The following is a 17,250-nucleotide window of genomic DNA, read 5'->3' on the forward strand; positions in this document are numbered from 1 at the left end:
CAAGTAACTTATTCGGTTACACCTCCGATGCAAGAGAAAAAACAAGGCTTTTTGCGTCATGTTTCAGGGCGTTGTGCCGAAGGAATGCATCGCGCAAATCCTTCGCGTCTCTGAGGTCGACAAGTGGGGCCGGGTCTATAATTGCTGCTCCGGAACGTTCCGGTTCGAGCAGATCACGCTCGCCACTTTCCCCGGCGTGGAGATGCACTCCAACGACGTCAGCCTCTACTCCTCAGCCATCGCCGGCTACGTGCTGGGCAAGCCGATAGACTATGAGTTTCACGGCGCGCTGGACTTCGTGAACGAGTTCGACTTTCGCGAGCCCGATCAGCGCCTCGCCGCGCTGGCCGTCGGCTTCAATCTCGGCCGCTTCGCCGGCGGCAAGGCGAACGCCTACAAGACCAGCCATCGCGAGCACCTGGTTGCGAACTTCGGCAGCTATGTCGAGCGCACCCTGGAGAAGGTGCGCAAGCTTCCGGGCATGATCCCGATCAAGAGCTATTCGCCGCGCGACTGGATCCTGCATCTCGAGGAGGCCATCGACCGCAAGGCCGCGATCTTCTCCTACCCGCCGTTCTACAAGGGCGGCTACGAAAAGATGTTCGAGTTCCTGGCCGAGAACATCAAATGGGACGCGCCTCGATATGAGCTGTTCGATCCCAAGGCGCTGCGCGGCCTCATCGAGCGCGTGCGGCAGGCCGGCGTCCCGTATTGCATCCTCTCGGACCAGATTTACGACGATCTGAAACCCGAGCTGGAATTCGTCTCGGGCCGAGGCCACCCGCACTACTGCTACGTGTCGACGGGCAAGTCGTCCTACCTGCAGCTCGTGCCGCGGTCGGCGCCGTTCCGCTACAAGCCGATCGACCTCGACAAGATCAAGCCGGATTCGGTGGTGACGATCGGCCGGGCCGATGCCGCCCAGATGACGTTCCTCAAGGACGTCTACCTGAAAAAGGGCATCACCCACACGCCCGGCATGGTGAACTATCTGGTGCGGGTCGACGACATGCTGGTCGGCGGCCTGATCTACAACCTCGACAAATTCGCCAAGCGGTCGATCTACCTGCTGTCCGACTTCGCCATCTCGCGCGAGGGCAGGCTGTCGAAGCTCGTCACCAGGCTCGCCTGCAACGGCGAGCTGCTGCGCGACATGGGCAAGCGCTTCATCGACCGGTTCGACAAGGTGCAGACCTCGGCGTTCTCGGACCATCCCGTTTCGATGAAGTATCGCGGCATCTTCGAGCAGACCAAACGGGAAGAGATCGACGGGCCGGAAGGCAAGTTTCGCCTGCATTACGTCGGCGCCCGCATCGATGAGACGCCGCAGCAAGCGTTCGAGTGGTGGTATGGCAAGCACTTCAAGCGTTGACTGGTCGAAGCTCAAGATCGAGCTGCGCCGCGTCGACTACCGCACCCTCAAACGGCGCGAGAAAAACGCGCACTACATGTCGCCGGCGAAGTTCAAGCGCCTGGTCGAAAATATCAAGATCGATGGCGCGGTCACGTCCGTCATCCTCTGCTGCCTCAACAAGGACGGCTCGGAGGAAATTCTGTCGGGCCATCATCGCAGCGCGGCCGGCATCGAAGCCGGCGTGTTCGAGGGCGATGCCCTCATGATCCTCACGCCGTTGAGCGAGGCCCGCAAGGTCGCGATCCAGCTCAGCCACAACGCCATCAACGGCGAGGATGACGCCTCGCTGCTCGCCCAGCTCTACGCCTCGCTCGACATCGATGCGAAGAAGTTCTCCGGGCTCGATGACAGCGTGCTCGCCGGCGACAAAGGACCAGGTGCTACCGCGCTCGGCGGGGCGAACATCAAATACGACGAGCTGTTGTTCTCCTTCCTGCCGGAAGACCGCGTGCGGTTCGAGGTCGAGATGGAGGCGCTTGCCAAAAGGGCGAAGCGTTTCCGCATCCATGCCGCGCCGCAGTCAAGGTTCGACGACTTCTTCGACGCCATCGTGCGCACCAAGAGCCAGCTCAACATCGTCAATTCGGGCATCGCCCTCTCAGTCATGGCGCGCCTTGCCGGCGAGCGGCTGGATCAACTCGAAGCGGAAGCGGAGGATAAATCCGATGCGGCATGAACTGCCCACTCTGCGCGGCTCGTTCCCCCAGCCCGAAGCGCCCAGCGCCGGCCCGCCATTCGGCACCCCGTTTATCGTGGTGCTCGCCATCCTGTCGTTCACCTTCGTCGTGTGCCTCGCACGCGTCCTGCTTCCGTGATCCAGATGCATACCCGTGTGTGTAACGCAGTGTCGGTGGTCAGCATGGCTGCACCATGCAAGCATTCGGGTCAGTTTGCGGATTTGCGCAATTTCGCTGACCCCATGATCCGCAAGGCTTTGCTGCCGGATTTGACCACCATCATGGCATTCAGTTCGGCTCGCGGCATGATGACCATGGGTCACGGGATCAGTGGCAAAAAAAAGAGCCACGCCGAACAGATTGAACACTCGCACGCACGAGTCGTTCGATGATCAAGACGCAGGCGACCGTCACCACGTCGAAGCCCAAGGCGAAACCGGCGAAAAAAAAGCCGACGCCGAAGGGCAAGGCCGGCAAGGCAAAGGCGAAGCCCGAAGCGGCAAAGCCGGCACCGCAGCCCAAGGCCGAGCCGAGGGCGAAGGGTGAGAGGCCACAGGGCGGAGGCTCGCAGCCCAAGCTGGTCGAAAAGGATTTGCCGCGCGTCATCGAGATGCTGCGGCAGTATGGCGGCATCAAATCCGTGGTGGCCGACAAGCTGAACGTCAGCCGCACCACGCTCTACGCGTTCCTCAACGAACACCAGCCTGCCCTCGACGCGGCGGCCGAGATCGACGACGAGATCAAGGACATCGCCGAGGGCAAGGTGATCATGGCGATCCGCGCCGGCGACATGCAGACCGTGCGCTGGTACCTGGAGCTCAAGGGCAAGGATCGCGGGTATGTGCGCCGCGTCGAGCAGACCGGCAAGGACGGCGGCCCGATCGAGACGCAGCAGAAGGCGAACCCGAAAGACTACACCGACGAGGAGTTGGACGTCCTGATTGCGGCAGCGCAACGACGGAAGGCCGCCGAAGCGCAAGGGTGACTTGAATGGCGCAGAAGTCTGCCGCCGCCCGCGCGCCGCTCATTGCCCCCGACCTCGAAGACCTGCTGATCGAGCGAGACCGGCGCAAGGCCAAGGGATCGTTCGCCGAGTTCGTCAAGATCGCCTGGCCGGTGCTCGAACCGGGCAAAGACCTTGTCTGGAACTGGCACATGCAGGTGGTTTGCGACCATCTGCAGGCGCTGGTCGAGGGCAAGTTTCTCGAGCTGGGCCTGCGCAACCGTCTCGTCGTCAATGTGCCGCCGGGCACGTCGAAGTCGCTTCTCGTCTCAGTCTTCCTGCAAGCCTGGGAGTGGGGGCCTGCCGGCCGCCCGGGCATGCGGTATCTGTCGACGGCGTACAACGACGGGCCGGTCAACCGCGACACCCGCAAGTGCCGCGATCTGATCCTGTCGGAATGGTATCAGGCGCGCTGGCCCGAGGTGCGGCTTAGCCGCCGCGCGGAGACGTCGTTTGCCAACGACAACACCGGCACCCGCGAAGGCATCGCCTTCGGCTCGCTCACCTCGCAGCGCGGCGATCGCCTCATCATCGACGATCCGCACTCGACCGAGACGGCGGAATCGCCGACCGAGCGCGCCGCGACCACCCGCAGGTTTCGCGAGGGCGCGCAAAACCGCCTGAACGACCAGAAGCGCAGCGTGATCATCGTCATCATGCAGCGCCTGCATGAGGCCGACGTCACGGGCGTCATCCTCGACGGCAAGATGGATTACGTCCACCTCTGCCTGCCGATGCAGTTCGAGCCCGACCGGTGCTGCTACACCCCGATCAAGGTCGCCAGCTCCGTCGGCGAGCCGATCCTGGCGCGCTACGACGCGAGCAAGCAGCACTGGTACGGCGAGAACGACAATCTGCCGGAAGAGCGCCGCGCCGAGATCGAGGCGATCAAGCTCCAGCTCGTCTGGCGGCAGGATCCTCGCACGGTCGACGGCGAGATCCTCGATCCGATCCGCTTCCCGCCCGATGAGCTGAAACAGCTCTACAACGACATGACGTCGTATGCCGTCGCGGGCCAGTATCAGCAGCGGCCGGCGCCGCGCGCCGGCGGCATGTTCCAGCGTGCCTGGTTTGAGGGTCGCATCGTCAGGGCCGCGCCGAAGGGCACGATCTGGGTCCGCCATTGGGACTTGGCCGGCACGCGCGGTGGCACTGGCGCGCGCACCGCTGGCGTCAAGCTCGGCCGCGACCCCGAGGGCCGCTACTATGTCGGCCACGTCGTGACGCTGCGCGAGGAAGGCAAGTCGGTCCGCAAGACGATCGAGACGCAGGCCGCGCTCGACGGCAAGACGGTCCATATCAGCCTGCCGCAAGATCCTGGTCAGGCCGGCAAGGCGCAGGTGCAGGATTTCGTGGCGCAGCTCGCCGGCTACAAGGTGCATGCCGAGGGCGAGACCGGCGACAAGGTCACGCGCGCCGAGCCGTTCGCGGCGCAGTGCGAGCACGGCAACGTCTACATCGTCGAAGGGGAGTGGAACACGCTCTACCTCGACGAACTCTGCCTGTTCCCAGCCTCCAAGCTGATGGATCAGGTCGACGCATCTTCTGGCGCCTTTACGAGGCTGCTCAACATCAAGGGGGCCATGGTGATCAGCGACGACGTGCTTCGCCGCGCCCGCCAGCCGGGGCCGCGATGAGCAAAAAGCGCAAGGACAAGAAGGCGCGCAGGAAGGCCAAGCGCATTGCGGAGGCCGCCAAGATCGCACCGGTCGCAGCGCTGCCACCTGGTGCGCGCGGACCGACCCGCATCTCGGATGCGATGCTGTCGGCGCTTCGCGCCCAGAGCGCCGCGCCAGCGGAGCCGGTGAAGGTGTTCACCCTGCCGCAGCATCCCGCCGGCGTCGTGCCCGAGGGTAAAGGCCTGGCGATGGACAGCGCCGTCGGCGCGGTCCAGTCATGGGCCAATGGCTTCGCGCTGAACGGCTACTTCTCGGAGGGGATCACCTTCCTCGGCTACGCCTACCTCTCGGAACTGGCGCAGCGCCCGGAATACCGGGTGATCTCCGAGACCATCGCGACCGAGATGACGCGCAAATGGATCCGCTTCACCTCGAACGCCGGCGAGGACAAGGCCGACAGGATCGCGGAGCTGGAGACCGAGTTCAAGCGACTCAACGTGCGCGACATGTTCTGCCGCGCGGCCGAGCAGGATGGCTTCTTCGGCCGCGGTCACATCTACATCGACACCGGCGATACCGACGATGCCGACGAGCTGCAAAAGCCGATTGGCAACGGCTGGGACAAGCTCAGCGTCACCAAGTTCGCCAAGAAGCCCATCCAGGCGCTGCGCACCGTCGAGGCGGTCTGGTGCTATCCGACCAACTACAACTCGAACGATCCGCTCAAGGACAACTGGTATCGGCCTGACAGCTGGTATGTGCAGGCCAAGATCGTCCACACCTCGCGCCTCATCACGCTGATCGGGCGCGAAGTGCCCGACCTGTTGAAGCCGACCTATTCGTTCGGCGGCTTGTCGCTCTCGCAGATGTGCAAGCCCTATGTCGACAACTGGCTGGAGACCCGCCAGTCGGTGAACGACATCATCTCGATGTTCAGCGTGTTCCTGCTCGCCACCAATCTCGGCGAGACGCTGCAGGCCGATGGCGACCAGCTCTTCCGGCGCGCTGAACTTTTCAATTTGGTCAGGTCCAATCGCGGCCTGATGATGATCGACAAGGATACCGAGGACTTCAAGAACGTCGCGGCTCCGCTCTCCGGGCTCGACGTGCTCCAGGCGCAGGCGCAGGAGCACATGGCGTCGGTGAGCCACATTCCGCTGGTCAAGCTGCTCGGCGTCCAGCCCGCCGGCTTGAACGCCTCCTCCGAGGGCGAAATCCAGGTCTTCTACGACTACGTGCATTCGTTCCAGGAACACCTGTTTCGCCAGCCGATCCACCGCCTGCTCGGCTTGGTGATGATCTCGCTGTGGGGCGAGACCGATCCTGGCATCGACTTCGAGTTCGAAAAGCTCGAAGAGACCAACGAGAAGGAAGCGGCCGAGGTTGAAAAGACCAAGGCCGAGCGCGACGTCATCCTGATCGACGCCGGCGTGATTTCGCCTGAGGAATCGCGCCAGCGCGTTGCCGGCGATCCGGACTCGGACTTCTCCTCGATCGATGTCGAGGACATGCCCGACCTGCTCGAAGAGGAGGATGACGGCCTTGTGGTCAAGGGCAGCTCCGAGGAACGGGACGAGGCGGCTTGACGAGGCCCGCGAAATCCGGCTCCGGCTGGTCGAGCTGGTGGGCATGAGCACGCCGGGCGAGATCGACCCTGACAAGTTCTTCCAAACCGTTCTCGTGTTGGAACGGTTTGTCTGGGACGCGGGTGTTGCCAAGCCCGAGAAGCCGGCAGATAGTGCGGCTCCCGTCACGGACAACGCCGGCACCGCTTGATCACGCTCCACCTCTGGGAACTCCTCAAAGCACAGACGCCCGACGATCGCGAGATCGCTGAGACGCTGAGGGATCGTGATGTCCAGCCTGCAAAGTCGTCGGACGGCCAAGCGCAACGAAAAGGTGCTTCGCCCCGTCCGGCCCAACGTCGGGATTGAGACGGCCTATAGGGGCCGCCTGACACGCTTGATCGACGCCATGAGCGACAGCGTGATCTACTGGCTGAAAGCCTCCTATCGGGCCAATACGCCCCGCATAGCGCAGGACGAGACGCCGGCGGATGCGCTGCGCCGATCGATCCGCAAGCTCGCCGCGCAGTGGACCAAGCGCTTCGACGTCGCCGCGGTGAAGCTCGGCGACTATTTCGCGCTCTCGGTCGAGCAACGTTCGAGCGCCGCGCTGCGCAAGATCCTGCGCGATGGCGGCATCTCGGTCGAGTTCAAGATGACGGCCGCGATGCGCGACGTCGTGGACGCGACGATCCACGCCAATGTGGCGCTGATCAAGTCGATCCCGTCGCAGTATTTCGACCAGGTCGAAGGCGCGGTGATGCGGTCGGTGCAGACCGGCCGCGACCTCGCCGGCTTGGTGCAGGATCTCGAGCGCTATTCCGGCACCACCCGGCGTCGGGCCGCCTTCATCGCGCTTGACCAGAACAACAAGGCGACAGCGGCCTTCAACACGGCACGCCAGCTCGAACTCGGCATCGATGAAGCTGAGTGGCACCATAGCGGCGGCGGCAAGGAACCTCGCCCCACGCATGTCCAGGCCGGCCGCGAAAAGGTCCGCTACAAGATTTCGACCGGCTGGTACGACCCGGCCGTCAAACGCTTTATCCGGCCGGGCGAGGAGCCCGGATGCCGCTGTGTCGGGAAGCCCATCCTCAAGGGGTTTTCCTAGACACGGCTATACAAAGGATAGTGGTTCAGGCGGTCATTCTAATCCGTTCCCGCGCCGCTGCGGCTATGAACGCGGATCGAGTGACGCCCTGCCTTTGAGCCGCCTCGTCGATGTCGGCAAGTAAGCCTGCATCCATCGAGATATTGGCGCGAGCCAGTCGACCGGAATCCTTCAATAGCGGCACCGACGCGAGCACAGCACCTTGACCTTGAGCACTGCGAACATCCTTGTCCGCAAGTAGTTCTTCGATAGGGCGCGGACGAGGGGCATGACGGCCCTCAGCGATTTCCTCGGCGACCCATTCGGCGAGAGCGTTAGTTGCATCGGCGATTGCTTCGTCCAGCGTGGCACCCATAGCGGTGCAGCCGGGAGCATCTGGGAAGATGACTCCATAGGCCCCGTCGGCGAAATCGATAAGCGCGATGTAGCGTGACATAATAATTCAGCTCCCTTGAGCTACGTTGAATGTCTTGACTTAGGGCTGGGATTACTCCCAGCCCGCCGCTTTGGCGATAGACCGTGCCACCAAGGGCGTCACGGTCTTATGGCGGGGAACCATGATCATTGGCATCCCGTCCTTTTTGTATTTGTCGTGCTTCGTGCCACCCACGTTCTTCCAGCCCTCTCTTTCGAGGCGGCCTTTGATCTTGGTGGTGTTGGTCTCAAGCATGTCTTGGCTTTCATATCTATGCACAAATATTTGCACATGAGCGGGCGGAAAGTCAAGCTGCAATGTGCAAATATTTGTACACGACGCGAGGAATTCAACCCATGCCAGCCACCTCTGAGGCTCAACGCCGTGCGATGTACGCAGCGGCCGAGGGCCGCAGCACGCTCGGCATTCCGAAGGCTGTTGGCGAAGAGTTTGTCGGCAAGGACGGCGCGGGGCAGGCGGCCTCGCTGATGCTGGTCGCGCCCGATGGCGATGTCCTGGTGCTCCGGCGCTCGTCGACCGACACCAACTGGCCCGGCCATTGGTGCTGGCCGGGTGGCAAGTCGGAGGAAGGAGAAACACCCCTCCGGACCGCCCAGCGCGAGACCGACGAAGAAGCCACCGGCCCTGAGCTGTTCCTGGAGGCGGGCCCCGCGCAGCTGCTCGACGTTCGCGCCACGCCGCAAGGCTGGCTGCACTACACCTATGCCCAGCCGGTGGTCGAGAAGTTCCAGCCGACGCTGTCGGCCGAGCATTCCGGCTATGCCTGGGCTCCCCTGGGATCGCTGCCCGAGCCGCTGCATCCGGGCTTGCGCGACATGCTGGGCGAGCGGCTTGGCATCGCCGCCGATATGTCGCCCGAGGCGATGGACACGCTGCGCTCCAATTTCGTGAAGTGGACGAGGGGCGAAGACATCGGTCTCGAGGGCGCTTGCCCGATTTGCGGCGGCACCGGCGAACTCGCCGGACCTGGTATCGTGTGCGACGAATGCCGCGGAACTGGCTCGGTGGCGCAGGCCAACGACGCGCTCGCCATGGATCGCAACAGCGTGCGTTCGTTCGACCAGGATGGTCATCTGCGCGTCGAGATGACGCCGATCTCGAAGGCGAACGTCTGCCCCTACTATGGCCGCGAGATCCCCGACTTCGAGGCGCTGGGGCTCGATCCCGACCGCATCTATCGCCTCTATCGCGATGCGGATGAGCTGGCGAAAGCCGCCCCGACCTTCGTCGGCAAGCCGCTCCTGCTCAAGCACATCCCGGTCAGCGCCAAGGAACATCCGCGCGAAGCCGTGGTCGGCGCGCTCGGCGATGCCGTCGAGTTCCACGCTCCCTATCTCATGGCGCCGCTCAGCATCTGGGACGGCGCTGCAATCGCGCTGATCGAATCCGATCGGCAGAAAGAACTTTCGAGCAGCTATCGCTACCGGGCCGACATGACGCCCGGCACGCTGGCTGGAGAATCCTACGACGGCGTGATGCGGGACATTTCCGGCAATCACGTCGCCTTGGTCGAGGAAGGCCGCGCCGGGCCTGATGTTGTAGTCGGCGACAGCAAAATGGAGATCATCACGATGAAGAAAACAGCACTGCTGTCGCGCATGGCGTCCGTCGCCCACGGCGCGATCCTTGCCCACGTCATGCCCAAGCTGGCCGCCGATCAGAAGATCGATCTGCGCCCGGCGCTGGCCGACATCACCGCCAAGAACTTCAAGGCCAAGCGCCCGTCGCTTGTCGAGGCGGTCGCCAAGGCCACCAAGGGCAAGCTCGCCGCCGACGCCAAGCTCGACGGTCTCGACGGGCTCCTGCTCGCTCTCGACGAAGAGGCCGACGCGCAGGAGGCCATGGACGAGGACGACGACGACGAGGAGGCCAAGAAGAAAAAGGCCGCCGAGGACGCTGCCGAGGAGGAGGAGCGCAAGAAAGCCGCCGAGGACGCCGAACAGGAAGACGAGGAGGAGAAGAAGAAGGCGATGGATGCTGCGATCGCTGCCGCCGTCACCAAGGCAAAGACCGAGATCCGCGCCGAGATGCTCCAGACCGCCAAGGACGTCCGCGCCGCCGAGGAGGCCGTGCGCCCCTATATCGGCAAGCTCGCCATGGCCCATGACAGCGCCGAGGACGTCTACCGCGCCGCGCTCGCCTCGCTCGGTGTCAACGTCGACGGCGTTCACCCCTCGGCTCTGCCCGCCATCCTCAAGGCGCAGCCGCTGCCGGGCGGTACTCCGGTCCAGAGGCCCAGCGTCGCCATGGACGCGGCCGGCGTCAGCTCGTTCCACGAGATGTTCCCGGTCACGAAGACCCACATCGTCCAGTCGCTCTAAGGCGAGCGGCTGAAATTCCTGAAACCCCTTCGAGCCGGCCAGCGAGCCGGCTCTTTTCATGAGGAGAATCGCCCATGTCTGGCTTTCAGACGCAGGCCGCCTACAATCCCGCCCCGGCTGTTGAGGGCGACTTCGCTTCCACCAATCCCCGCACCACCGTCCTGGCCGCCGCTGGCGCGCTGGTGTGCGGTGTGTTCGGCGCCATCGTCGGCCGCTTCGCCTGGCTGAGCTCTGCCCAGGTCGACAGCGACAACGCTCCGGCGATCGTCAACACCTTCGGCACCGGCCCGGTCGCTGGCTTCGTCCATCGCGAGCAGCAGGGCCTGATCGAGCAGTATCTGCAGGAATCGACCATGCTGGTTCCGGCCGGCTTCCCCATCACCCTTTTCGATGGCGGCGATTTCTGGGTGAAGAACGCCGGCGCGACCCCGGCCTTGGTCGGCCAGAAGGTCTACGCCAACTATGCCGACGGCACGGCGACCGCTGCTCCGACCGGTTCGCCGAATGGCGCAACCACTTCGGCCGGCTCCATCGCGGCCGCGACCAGCGGCTTCGTCGGCTCCATCGTCGGCAATGTGCTGACGGTCACGGCGGTCAATGCGGGCACCATCGTTCCCGGCACCACCATCTCGGGTACCGATGTCGTCAACGGCACCAAGATCGTGCAGCAGCTCACCGGTACGCCGGGCGGCATGGGCACGTATGCGGTCAACATCCCCGACCAGGATGTCGACCCGGGCACGGTGATCGCTGGCACCTATGGCGTGTTCACGGCGGGCGGCGCCATCGTTGGCGTCTTCGGTGTTGGCGACACGCTGACGGGTGGCACCATCGCCGCCGTCACCACGATCACCCAGCAGCTCACCGGCCCGGCCGGCGGTGCTGGCACCTATGCGGTGGACGTCAACACCGTCGTCGCCGCGGCGGCTCTCACCGCTGCCACCAACGTCGAGACCAAGTGGACCGTGCGTTCCTTCGCCCAGCCGGGCGAGCTGATGAAAATCAGCTCGTGGCCGCAGGGCTAACCAACCCCTCCCATCAACCTCGAACCATGCGCCGGCGTGAAAGCCGGCGGTCTGTGAGGAGACACCACCATGAAATTCCACGACTTCAACACGGCCGCCGCAACGTGGGCACAGCACCGCCCGATGTTCGAGCAGGCCGGCATCTACCTGCCTCAGGCGGTCGCCTACGTCGTTGAGGGCTACCGCACCAACCATCTCGCGATGGACGCGCAGCCCCAGCTGGCGACTTCGCCCAACGCCGGCATCCCGGCCTTCCTGACCACGCTCGTAGACCCCGAGGTCTACCGCATCCTCTTCGCCCCGACGCAGGCCGCCGTGATCTTCGGCGAAACCCGCAAGGGCACCTGGATCGACCAGACCGCGATGTTCCCGACCGTCGAGCAGACGGGCGAGGTGTCGAGCTATGGCGACTTCAACGACAACGGTCGCTCTGGTGCGAACATGAACTGGCCGCAGCGCCAGTCCTACCTGTTCCAGACGATCGCCGAGTATGGCGAGCTGGAGATCGAGCGCGCCGGCCTCGGCCGCGTCAATTGGGTCGGCGAGGTCGACGGCGCCGGCACCACCGTGCTCGCCCGCTTCCTGAACACCACCTATTTCAAGGGTGTGCAGGGCCTGCAGAACTATGGTCTCCTCAACGACCCGAACCTCTCGGCGCCGATCACCCCGGCACCGAAGGCCTATGGCGGCGTGAAGTGGATCAACAACGGCCAGATCGTCGCCACGGCGAACGAAATCTACGCCGACATCCAGGCGCTGTGGCTCCAGCTCGTCACCCAGACCGCCGGCCTGATCGACCAGAAAGCCAAGATGACGCTGGCGCTGTCGCCGGAATCGCAGCTCGCCATGACCGCGACGAACTCCTTCAACGTCAACGTCGAGGATCTGCTGCGCAAGAACTTCCCGAACATCCGGGTCGAGACGGCGGTGCAGTATGGCGCGCAGACCGCGATCAACCCGGTCGGCATCGCGGCCGGCAACCAGGTGCAGCTGATCGCTGACGCGATCGAAGGCCAGAAGACCGGCTATTGCTCCTTCAACGAAAAGCTGCGCACACACCCCATCATCCGCGCCATGTCTTCGTGGAAGAAGAAGATGACCAGCGGCACCTGGGGCGCGATCATCCGCCAGCCGATGGGCATTGCCCAGATGCTTGGCGTGTAGCAGGCGAAAGGTTGGCCGCCGTTTAGGTTTTGTTCACTATATGAGCGCAGCCTAACGTAAGGTCATGCCGGTACAGCGTACATGCCTGAAGCCCTAGTGCTGATCCCTCGGTGCTAGGGCTTTTTGATGATCCATTCGACTATGTTTGGATCAACGTAGTCGTCGCCGGTGACGATGCGCACCAGCTTCGTCGCTCGCGGCCGCCACTGGTCTTCGGGCACCTTGTCTTCGTCAACCCAGCGCTGGAATGCGCCGCGCATCACGTCGTATTCGAAGTATGAGTTGTTGTCGTTAGTCGGTTCATCGCCCATCGCCGGAAACGTAGAACCGTTGGAACCGTTCCCTGGGGACCAGGCAAGTGCGGCGTGTTTCCACTATTGACACATTTGTAACCAATATGGCACCAATCAAGCCGTGGGGTGGAGCAGCCCGGTAGCTCGCCAGGCTCATAACCTGGAGGTCGTCCGTTCAAATCGGACCCCCGCAACCAGATCAAAGGGGAAGCCGTCGCGCCCCGAATGCAGAAACAGCTCTTCCATGGGAGAGCCCGACGGACGGCCAGGTTGGGAGACCTGGCAAGAGTTGCGCCACGGAACCTCGCTCCTGGGAGCGGGACGAGAGGTAAGCCGGAACCGAGACCGTTATAAGTCCGGCAGTTATCGAGATGCGGAACCCGCCCGGTGCAAAAATCCGGTCCGACACGGGGAAAGCATGGCCAAAGGGATTGATCGAGATCGGCGATAACCCGGCGGCCCCCTCATTTCCCGGGGAGCACCGCGAGAGGTCCCCAACCCTCGAAGCCCCACCGATGGAGCGCGCCGCACACGGCACCATCGGGAAACAGCGGTCTCGTTTCTCAGTTCCCGCAAGGGAACCAGGGGACGGGCGGACGGACGAGGCTTAGGCCCGTGAGGCGATGGCAGGCAGTGGTAGGAACTGCTTCCGGATTGGAAGTGGTTCACGCTGAACCACCGAAGCCACCGCCAAGCCGGGGTGGGAAGCGAGCGGTCCAGCCGTCCCCTTTTCAGTTTGCGGATGCTCCGTGAGAGGTGCCTGTTCCACAGGCGCTGAGCCAGGATTGACACCTGGCATCCGCTCCAGCCTTCGGGCCGCGTCACTGGTGATTGTTGGTGGGGGCACTGATGATCGCCTCTGGCGCGGCCCGGACGCCTCAAGGAAGCGCGTTTTCTTTCAACCGGAGTACAACGATGTCCGCCACTGTCACCGTCGCCTGCAAGCTGCCGCATGGCCTCGTCCTGCGCCTCCACAAGATGGAGGATGTGAACGAGCCGACCGCCGGCGGCGGCTTTCGCAAGGTGAAGCGCGCACAGGTCGTCGGCGAGCCGGTCACGATCAAAGGCTATAGCCGCCCCTTCGATCGCCGCACCGAGCAGGCACCGGCCGCTGTCACGAGCAGCTATGCGCTGACCAGGGGTGTCGACGCGGACTTCTTCAAGGCTTGGCTCGACCAGAACAAGGATCTCGACGCGGTCAAGAACAACCTGATCTGGGCGCACGACGACACCGACATGGTCGAGGGCTTCATCAAGGAGCACGCAGCGCAGAAATCGGGCTTCGAGCCGGTCGATCCCAACAACCTGCCGCGCGGCATCCAGGCCTACAAGAAGGAAGAGGCCTAATCTCTGACGCGGGCGAACACGGGAGGTCGCCATGGGCGTCATCGTCACTTTCGACTATGCCGCCTTCGTGGCGATCTACCCGCAGTTCGCATCGCTCAGCCAGCCGCAGGTTCTGCAGGGCGCGCTCCCGGTTGCAACGCTCTATTGCCGCAATGATGGCGGCGGCCCCGTCACCAATGCCGCGACGCAGACCACGCTGCTCAACCTGATGGTCGCGCACATCTGCCAGCTCATGTACGGCGCGAACGGTCAGGCGCCGGCCGGGATCGTTGGGCGCGTCTCCAATGCTGCCGAGGGCAGCGTGTCGGTGCAGGCCGACTTCCCCGTTACGCCCAGCAACGCCTGGTTCATGCAAACCCAATTCGGCGCGGCTTACTGGCAGGCCACCGCCGCCTACCGGACCATGCGCTACATCCCCGGCCCGCGCCGCGCCTTCAACCCGTGGCTCAACCAGTAAAGGATATCGTCCATGGACCTCCTCCAGCAATTGCAGCGCGAGTTCCGCGCCTTCCGCAAGCACGCCGAAGACCGCATCCAGACCTTGGAGCGCAGCCTGCGCCTCGCTTCCCCGCCACCTCCCGTGGATCAGCCGGAGACGCCCGCCACCACCACCGCCGCGGCTGTTCCCGATGGAACGACCGGCGCGACCGGCGCCACGGGTGCGGCCGAGACCACGGGTGCAACGGGCTCTACCGGCCCGGCCGTTTCAAGCGGGCCGACCGGTGCCGCAGATGCCGGCGCAACTGGTGCCACGGGCGCAACCGGCGCTGCCGATCCCGTCGCTGATCCGAAGGCCAAAGCAAAGGCGTAAGTCCGTGGTGGAGCTCTCCGGCGGCGACAAGCTCGCCGCGAAGCTGGCCGAGATCGCCAAGAGCCTGCAGAAGGCCGTGTCGGTCGACGTCGGCTTCTTGGAGGGCGCGACCTATCCCGACGGCACCTCCGTCGCGCTGGTCGCGGCGCTGAATGAGTTCGGCAGCCGCGACACGCCGCCCCGCCCGTTCTTCCGGGGCATGATCGAAGACAAGAGCCCCGAGTGGCCCGACGCCGTGGGCAACCTCCTGGTCGCGAACGGCTACGACGCTGAAAAGACGCTGGGCCAGACCGGCGAGGCGATCAAGGGCCAGTTGCAGGCGGCGATCACCGCCTATGACGGCCCGCCGCTGCAGCCCGCCACCATCGCCCGCAAGGGCAACGACAAGCAGCTCGTCGACACCGGCCACATGCTGGCGTCGGTCGACTATGCCGTCAAGAAATCCTGAACCCGGAGACCACTACGATGAGGGCCATCCTTTTTTCGAGCAACCTCGGCGACATTCCCGCCGACCTGGCATTCAAGAACAACTTCGCGGCCGTGACCGATCCGGCCGCTACCGACGACTCGAGCGACGGTTATCAGGTCGGCTCGGCCTGGGTGAACACCGCGACCGACACCGCCTTTGTCTGCGTCGATGCGACCGCTGGCGCGGCCATCTGGACGGCCACCGCACAGGTCGGCAGCACGCAGGGCGCGCCGGCAGCGCACAGCGTCTCGGGCACGCTTACGCCCGCCGATCTGCTCTCGCGCATCATCACCATCCAGCAGGGCGCCGGCGCTGCCTCAGTGCAGCAGCTCCCGACCGGTGCAGCGCTCCAGGCAGCGCTGCCGGCCGACTTCGAGGCCAACGACTCCTTCGACGTCTCGGTGATCAACACCTCCATCGTCGATGCCGAGGACGCCACCATCACCACCAATGCCGGCATGACGCTGGTCGGTTCGATGGACTTTCCGGCGCATAGCAGCCCCACGATCCCGTCGAGCGGGATCCTGCGCTTCCGCAACACCGGCGCCGGCACCTTCACGGTCTACCGCGTCGGCTGATCGACCATGAACCTGCACGGGATCGTCTCGGCGGCGATCGGCACGGTGAACCCGTTCGTGACCGCCACGCTGAAACGGTCCAGCGGCTACACCACGGCGGCCGACGGTACGCGCACGCCGAGCTTTGTCGACGTCCCTGGCGTCCCTCTGCAGGCGCAGGCGCTGAGCTACAACGACCTGCAGCTGCTCGACGGCCTCAACATTCAGGGCGTGCGCCGCGCCGTCTACCTGAACGGCTCGGCCCTCGGCGTGGTGCGCGAGCTGCAAGCGGGCGGCGATCTCTTCGTCTTTCCTGCCGGCACCTTCCCGGAAGGCACCACCTGGCTCGTGGCCCATGTGCTCGAGTCGTGGCCCGACTGGTGCAAGTGCGCCCTGACCCTACAAATGGATGGAGCCTGAAATGGCAAACGGAACCTTCATGGTGCCATGCCCCGCCGGCCAGTGGACCAAGGTCGCTGACGGTGCCAACTATTCGTCGGCGCTGTTGCAGGTGACCAGCATAGGCGGCGTCTTGGCGGCGATCGCCGACAGCGAGCCGGCGGCGGGTGCTTCGGATTGCGTCCTGCTTTCCCAGACCTTCGTGCCGTTCCCGCTCGCGGCCGGCGACCAGGTCTGGTGCCAGCCGGTCGGCGCCGGCGAGGCCACGGTGCGCGGGATCGGCACCAGCGTCTGATGAGCGGCCCGGTCCCCAGCCAGTCAGGCATCCAGACGGTCCTGCGCGGCTTTCTGCTGCAATATCTGCCTGCCGGCGTCGAGGTGATATCGGCGCAAGACAACCGCGTCCCGGAGCCGGCTGGCGATTTCGTCACCATGACGGTGAGCCGCCGCGGTCGGCTCTCGACCAACGTCGATACCTATCAGGATTGCGCGTTTGAGGCCTCCATCGCCGATGAAGTTATGACGGTCACTCAGGTCTCGTTCGGCTCGCTCCTGGTGGGGGCGACCGTCTTCGGAACGGCCGTGGCCGCCGGCACGCTGATCAGTGGGCAGACTGGTGGCGCGACAGGCGGCATCGGTATCTACACCGTCACGCCGGCGCAGACCGTGACGGCGCAGCTGCTCTCGAGCGGCGCTGAGACCATCATGCAGCCGACCGACGTCGTCATCCAGCTCGACGTGCACAGCGCCTCGGATGGCAGCGCGTCCGACATGGCGCAGACGATCGCCACACTGATCCGCGATGAGCGGGCGACACGATACTTCGCCGATGCCGGCATGGATGGCGCGCCCCTCTATGCCGACGATCCCAAGCAGGTCCCGTTCTTCAACGGCGAGCAGCAATACGAGACCCGCTATGTCGTCGACGTGCATCTGCAGGCCAACCAGGCAATCGGCCTGCCACAGCAATTCGCCGACCAAGCCGTGATCGACGTCGTCAACGTCGAAGCGACTTTCCCGGCCTGACCCCTCAAACAGA

At 64.4% G+C, this 17,250-nt stretch carries 23 protein-coding genes and 1 tRNA gene; 21 read left to right on the forward strand and 3 right to left on the reverse strand.

The window, feature by feature from the left end; genetic code table 11:
• Window positions 1-58: 58 nt before the first annotated feature.
• The 9 genes from P9273_RS03545 (at window position 59) to P9273_RS03585 (ending at window position 7,389) form a co-directional block, all read left to right on the forward strand.
• Complete coding sequence (locus P9273_RS03545) at window positions 59-1,372, forward strand: putative antirestriction adenine methyltransferase (RefSeq protein ID WP_278047637.1); 1,314 nt, start codon at window positions 59-61, stop codon at window positions 1,370-1,372.
• Window positions 1,350-2,090 carry a ParB N-terminal domain-containing protein gene (locus P9273_RS03550; RefSeq protein WP_278047638.1) on the forward strand — a complete coding sequence of 247 codons (741 nt, stop codon included), beginning with the start codon at window positions 1,350-1,352 and terminating at the stop codon, window positions 2,088-2,090. Before P9273_RS03545 ends, P9273_RS03550 begins: the two co-directional genes overlap by 23 nt.
• Complete coding sequence (locus tag P9273_RS03555) at window positions 2,080-2,229, forward strand: hypothetical protein (RefSeq protein WP_278047639.1); 150 nt, start codon at window positions 2,080-2,082, stop codon at window positions 2,227-2,229. The genes P9273_RS03550 and P9273_RS03555 overlap by 11 nt, the downstream gene beginning before the upstream one ends.
• Before the next feature lie 44 nt (window positions 2,230-2,273).
• On the forward strand, window positions 2,274-2,483 hold the full coding sequence (locus P9273_RS03560; protein ID WP_278047640.1) for a hypothetical protein: 210 nt from the start codon (window positions 2,274-2,276) through the stop codon (window positions 2,481-2,483).
• Window positions 2,480-3,076, forward strand: a complete 597-nt coding sequence (locus P9273_RS03565) for a hypothetical protein (RefSeq protein WP_278047641.1) — start codon at window positions 2,480-2,482, stop codon at window positions 3,074-3,076. The genes P9273_RS03560 and P9273_RS03565 overlap by 4 nt, the downstream gene beginning before the upstream one ends.
• A gap of 5 nt (window positions 3,077-3,081) precedes the next feature.
• The gene (terL, locus tag P9273_RS03570; RefSeq protein WP_278047642.1) at window positions 3,082-4,731 is read left to right on the forward strand and encodes a phage terminase large subunit; all 1,650 of its coding nucleotides are present in this window, start codon (window positions 3,082-3,084) and stop codon (window positions 4,729-4,731) included.
• A complete protein-coding gene (locus tag P9273_RS03575; protein ID WP_278047643.1) occupies window positions 4,728-6,299 on the forward strand; it encodes a DUF1073 domain-containing protein in 1,572 nt (523 codons plus the stop codon). The genes terL and P9273_RS03575 overlap by 4 nt, the downstream gene beginning before the upstream one ends.
• A 43-nt stretch (window positions 6,300-6,342) precedes the next feature.
• Window positions 6,343-6,489, forward strand: a complete 147-nt coding sequence (locus P9273_RS03580) for a hypothetical protein (protein WP_278047644.1) — start codon at window positions 6,343-6,345, stop codon at window positions 6,487-6,489.
• Between the two features lie 198 nt (window positions 6,490-6,687).
• On the forward strand, window positions 6,688-7,389 hold the full coding sequence (locus P9273_RS03585) for a phage head morphogenesis protein (protein ID WP_278047645.1): 702 nt from the start codon (window positions 6,688-6,690) through the stop codon (window positions 7,387-7,389).
• A gap of 25 nt (window positions 7,390-7,414) precedes the next feature.
• On the opposite strand, the gene P9273_RS03590 is transcribed toward P9273_RS03585, so the two are convergent.
• Window positions 7,415-7,825 carry a type II toxin-antitoxin system HicB family antitoxin gene (locus P9273_RS03590; RefSeq protein WP_278047646.1) on the reverse strand — a complete coding sequence of 137 codons (411 nt, stop codon included), beginning with the start codon at window positions 7,823-7,825 and terminating at the stop codon, window positions 7,415-7,417.
• 51 nt (window positions 7,826-7,876) lie between these two features.
• Window positions 7,877-8,059, reverse strand: coding sequence for a type II toxin-antitoxin system HicA family toxin (locus P9273_RS03595; protein ID WP_278047647.1), 183 nt, complete (start codon window positions 8,057-8,059; stop codon window positions 7,877-7,879).
• 101 nt (window positions 8,060-8,160) lie between these two features.
• On the opposite strand from P9273_RS03595, the gene P9273_RS03600 reads away from it, so the two are divergent.
• From P9273_RS03600 to P9273_RS03610, 3 genes are all read left to right on the forward strand, one after another.
• Window positions 8,161-10,146, forward strand: coding sequence for a DUF2213 domain-containing protein (locus P9273_RS03600; RefSeq protein ID WP_278047648.1), 1,986 nt, complete (start codon window positions 8,161-8,163; stop codon window positions 10,144-10,146).
• A 74-nt stretch (window positions 10,147-10,220) separates the two neighbouring features.
• Window positions 10,221-11,171: a structural cement protein Gp24 gene (locus P9273_RS03605; RefSeq protein ID WP_278047649.1), complete on the forward strand. Its 951-nt coding sequence runs from the start codon at window positions 10,221-10,223 to the stop codon at window positions 11,169-11,171.
• 69 nt (window positions 11,172-11,240) lie between these two features.
• Window positions 11,241-12,335: a hypothetical protein gene (locus tag P9273_RS03610; protein WP_278047650.1), complete on the forward strand. Its 1,095-nt coding sequence runs from the start codon at window positions 11,241-11,243 to the stop codon at window positions 12,333-12,335.
• 113 nt (window positions 12,336-12,448) lie between these two features.
• On the opposite strand, the gene P9273_RS03615 is transcribed toward P9273_RS03610, so the two are convergent.
• Complete coding sequence (locus tag P9273_RS03615) at window positions 12,449-12,646, reverse strand: hypothetical protein (RefSeq protein ID WP_278047651.1); 198 nt, start codon at window positions 12,644-12,646, stop codon at window positions 12,449-12,451.
• Between the two features lie 102 nt (window positions 12,647-12,748).
• On the opposite strand from P9273_RS03615, the gene P9273_RS03620 reads away from it, so the two are divergent.
• The 9 genes from P9273_RS03620 to P9273_RS03660 all read left to right on the forward strand — a co-directional run bounded on the left by P9273_RS03620 (window position 12,749) and on the right by P9273_RS03660 (window position 17,237).
• A tRNA-Met gene (locus P9273_RS03620) sits at window positions 12,749-12,825 on the forward strand.
• A gap of 718 nt (window positions 12,826-13,543) precedes the next feature.
• Window positions 13,544-13,975, forward strand: a complete 432-nt coding sequence (locus tag P9273_RS03625; protein ID WP_278047652.1) for a hypothetical protein — start codon at window positions 13,544-13,546, stop codon at window positions 13,973-13,975.
• 31 nt (window positions 13,976-14,006) lie between these two features.
• A complete protein-coding gene (locus tag P9273_RS03630; protein WP_128314992.1) occupies window positions 14,007-14,432 on the forward strand; it encodes a DUF4054 domain-containing protein in 426 nt (141 codons plus the stop codon).
• 12 nt (window positions 14,433-14,444) lie between these two features.
• Window positions 14,445-14,786 (forward strand): hypothetical protein, encoded by a 342-nt coding sequence (locus P9273_RS03635; RefSeq protein ID WP_278047653.1) that lies wholly within the window; start codon window positions 14,445-14,447, stop codon window positions 14,784-14,786.
• Window positions 14,787-14,790: 4 nt separating this feature from the next.
• Window positions 14,791-15,234 (forward strand): hypothetical protein, encoded by a 444-nt coding sequence (locus P9273_RS03640; RefSeq protein WP_278047654.1) that lies wholly within the window; start codon window positions 14,791-14,793, stop codon window positions 15,232-15,234.
• Between the two features lie 17 nt (window positions 15,235-15,251).
• Window positions 15,252-15,833: a hypothetical protein gene (locus tag P9273_RS03645; RefSeq protein ID WP_278047655.1), complete on the forward strand. Its 582-nt coding sequence runs from the start codon at window positions 15,252-15,254 to the stop codon at window positions 15,831-15,833.
• 6 nt (window positions 15,834-15,839) lie between these two features.
• Entirely contained in the window at window positions 15,840-16,232 is a 393-nt protein-coding gene (locus P9273_RS03650) for a hypothetical protein (protein ID WP_278047656.1), read from the forward strand.
• Between the two features lies 1 nt (window position 16,233).
• A complete protein-coding gene (locus tag P9273_RS03655) occupies window positions 16,234-16,506 on the forward strand; it encodes a hypothetical protein (RefSeq protein WP_278047657.1) in 273 nt (90 codons plus the stop codon).
• A complete protein-coding gene (locus tag P9273_RS03660; protein ID WP_278047658.1) occupies window positions 16,506-17,237 on the forward strand; it encodes a phage neck terminator protein in 732 nt (243 codons plus the stop codon). The genes P9273_RS03655 and P9273_RS03660 overlap by 1 nt, the downstream gene beginning before the upstream one ends.
• Window positions 17,238-17,250: the final 13 nt, after the last annotated feature.

Source organism: Mesorhizobium sp. WSM4935, from assembly GCF_029625735.1.
Lineage (GTDB): Bacteria > Pseudomonadota > Alphaproteobacteria > Rhizobiales > Rhizobiaceae > Mesorhizobium.

Coding starts and splice junctions, on each gene's coding strand:
- P9273_RS03635 (WP_278047653.1), top strand. CDS start 14,445: ATGGACCTCCTCCAGCAATTGCAGCGCGAGTTCCGCGCCTTCCGCAAG.
- P9273_RS03645 (WP_278047655.1), top strand. CDS start 15,252: ATGAGGGCCATCCTTTTTTCGAGCAACCTCGGCGACATTCCCGCCGAC.
- P9273_RS03580 (WP_278047644.1), top strand. CDS start 6,343: ATGAGCACGCCGGGCGAGATCGACCCTGACAAGTTCTTCCAAACCGTT.
- P9273_RS03590 (WP_278047646.1), bottom strand. CDS start 7,825: ATGTCACGCTACATCGCGCTTATCGATTTCGCCGACGGGGCCTATGGA.
- P9273_RS03560 (WP_278047640.1), top strand. CDS start 2,274: ATGGCTGCACCATGCAAGCATTCGGGTCAGTTTGCGGATTTGCGCAAT.
- P9273_RS03625 (WP_278047652.1), top strand. CDS start 13,544: ATGTCCGCCACTGTCACCGTCGCCTGCAAGCTGCCGCATGGCCTCGTC.
- P9273_RS03655 (WP_278047657.1), top strand. CDS start 16,234: ATGGCAAACGGAACCTTCATGGTGCCATGCCCCGCCGGCCAGTGGACC.
- P9273_RS03615 (WP_278047651.1), bottom strand. CDS start 12,646: ATGGGCGATGAACCGACTAACGACAACAACTCATACTTCGAATACGAC.
- P9273_RS03555 (WP_278047639.1), top strand. CDS start 2,080: ATGCGGCATGAACTGCCCACTCTGCGCGGCTCGTTCCCCCAGCCCGAA.
- P9273_RS03630 (WP_128314992.1), top strand. CDS start 14,007: ATGGGCGTCATCGTCACTTTCGACTATGCCGCCTTCGTGGCGATCTAC.
- terL (WP_278047642.1), top strand. CDS start 3,082: ATGGCGCAGAAGTCTGCCGCCGCCCGCGCGCCGCTCATTGCCCCCGAC.
- P9273_RS03585 (WP_278047645.1), top strand. CDS start 6,688: ATGAGCGACAGCGTGATCTACTGGCTGAAAGCCTCCTATCGGGCCAAT.
- P9273_RS03575 (WP_278047643.1), top strand. CDS start 4,728: ATGAGCAAAAAGCGCAAGGACAAGAAGGCGCGCAGGAAGGCCAAGCGC.
- P9273_RS03600 (WP_278047648.1), top strand. CDS start 8,161: ATGCCAGCCACCTCTGAGGCTCAACGCCGTGCGATGTACGCAGCGGCC.
- P9273_RS03610 (WP_278047650.1), top strand. CDS start 11,241: ATGAAATTCCACGACTTCAACACGGCCGCCGCAACGTGGGCACAGCAC.
- P9273_RS03650 (WP_278047656.1), top strand. CDS start 15,840: ATGAACCTGCACGGGATCGTCTCGGCGGCGATCGGCACGGTGAACCCG.
- P9273_RS03660 (WP_278047658.1), top strand. CDS start 16,506: ATGAGCGGCCCGGTCCCCAGCCAGTCAGGCATCCAGACGGTCCTGCGC.
- P9273_RS03565 (WP_278047641.1), top strand. CDS start 2,480: ATGATCAAGACGCAGGCGACCGTCACCACGTCGAAGCCCAAGGCGAAA.
- P9273_RS03550 (WP_278047638.1), top strand. CDS start 1,350: ATGGCAAGCACTTCAAGCGTTGACTGGTCGAAGCTCAAGATCGAGCTG.
- P9273_RS03605 (WP_278047649.1), top strand. CDS start 10,221: ATGTCTGGCTTTCAGACGCAGGCCGCCTACAATCCCGCCCCGGCTGTT.
- P9273_RS03545 (WP_278047637.1), top strand. CDS start 59: ATGTTTCAGGGCGTTGTGCCGAAGGAATGCATCGCGCAAATCCTTCGC.
- P9273_RS03595 (WP_278047647.1), bottom strand. CDS start 8,059: ATGCTTGAGACCAACACCACCAAGATCAAAGGCCGCCTCGAAAGAGAG.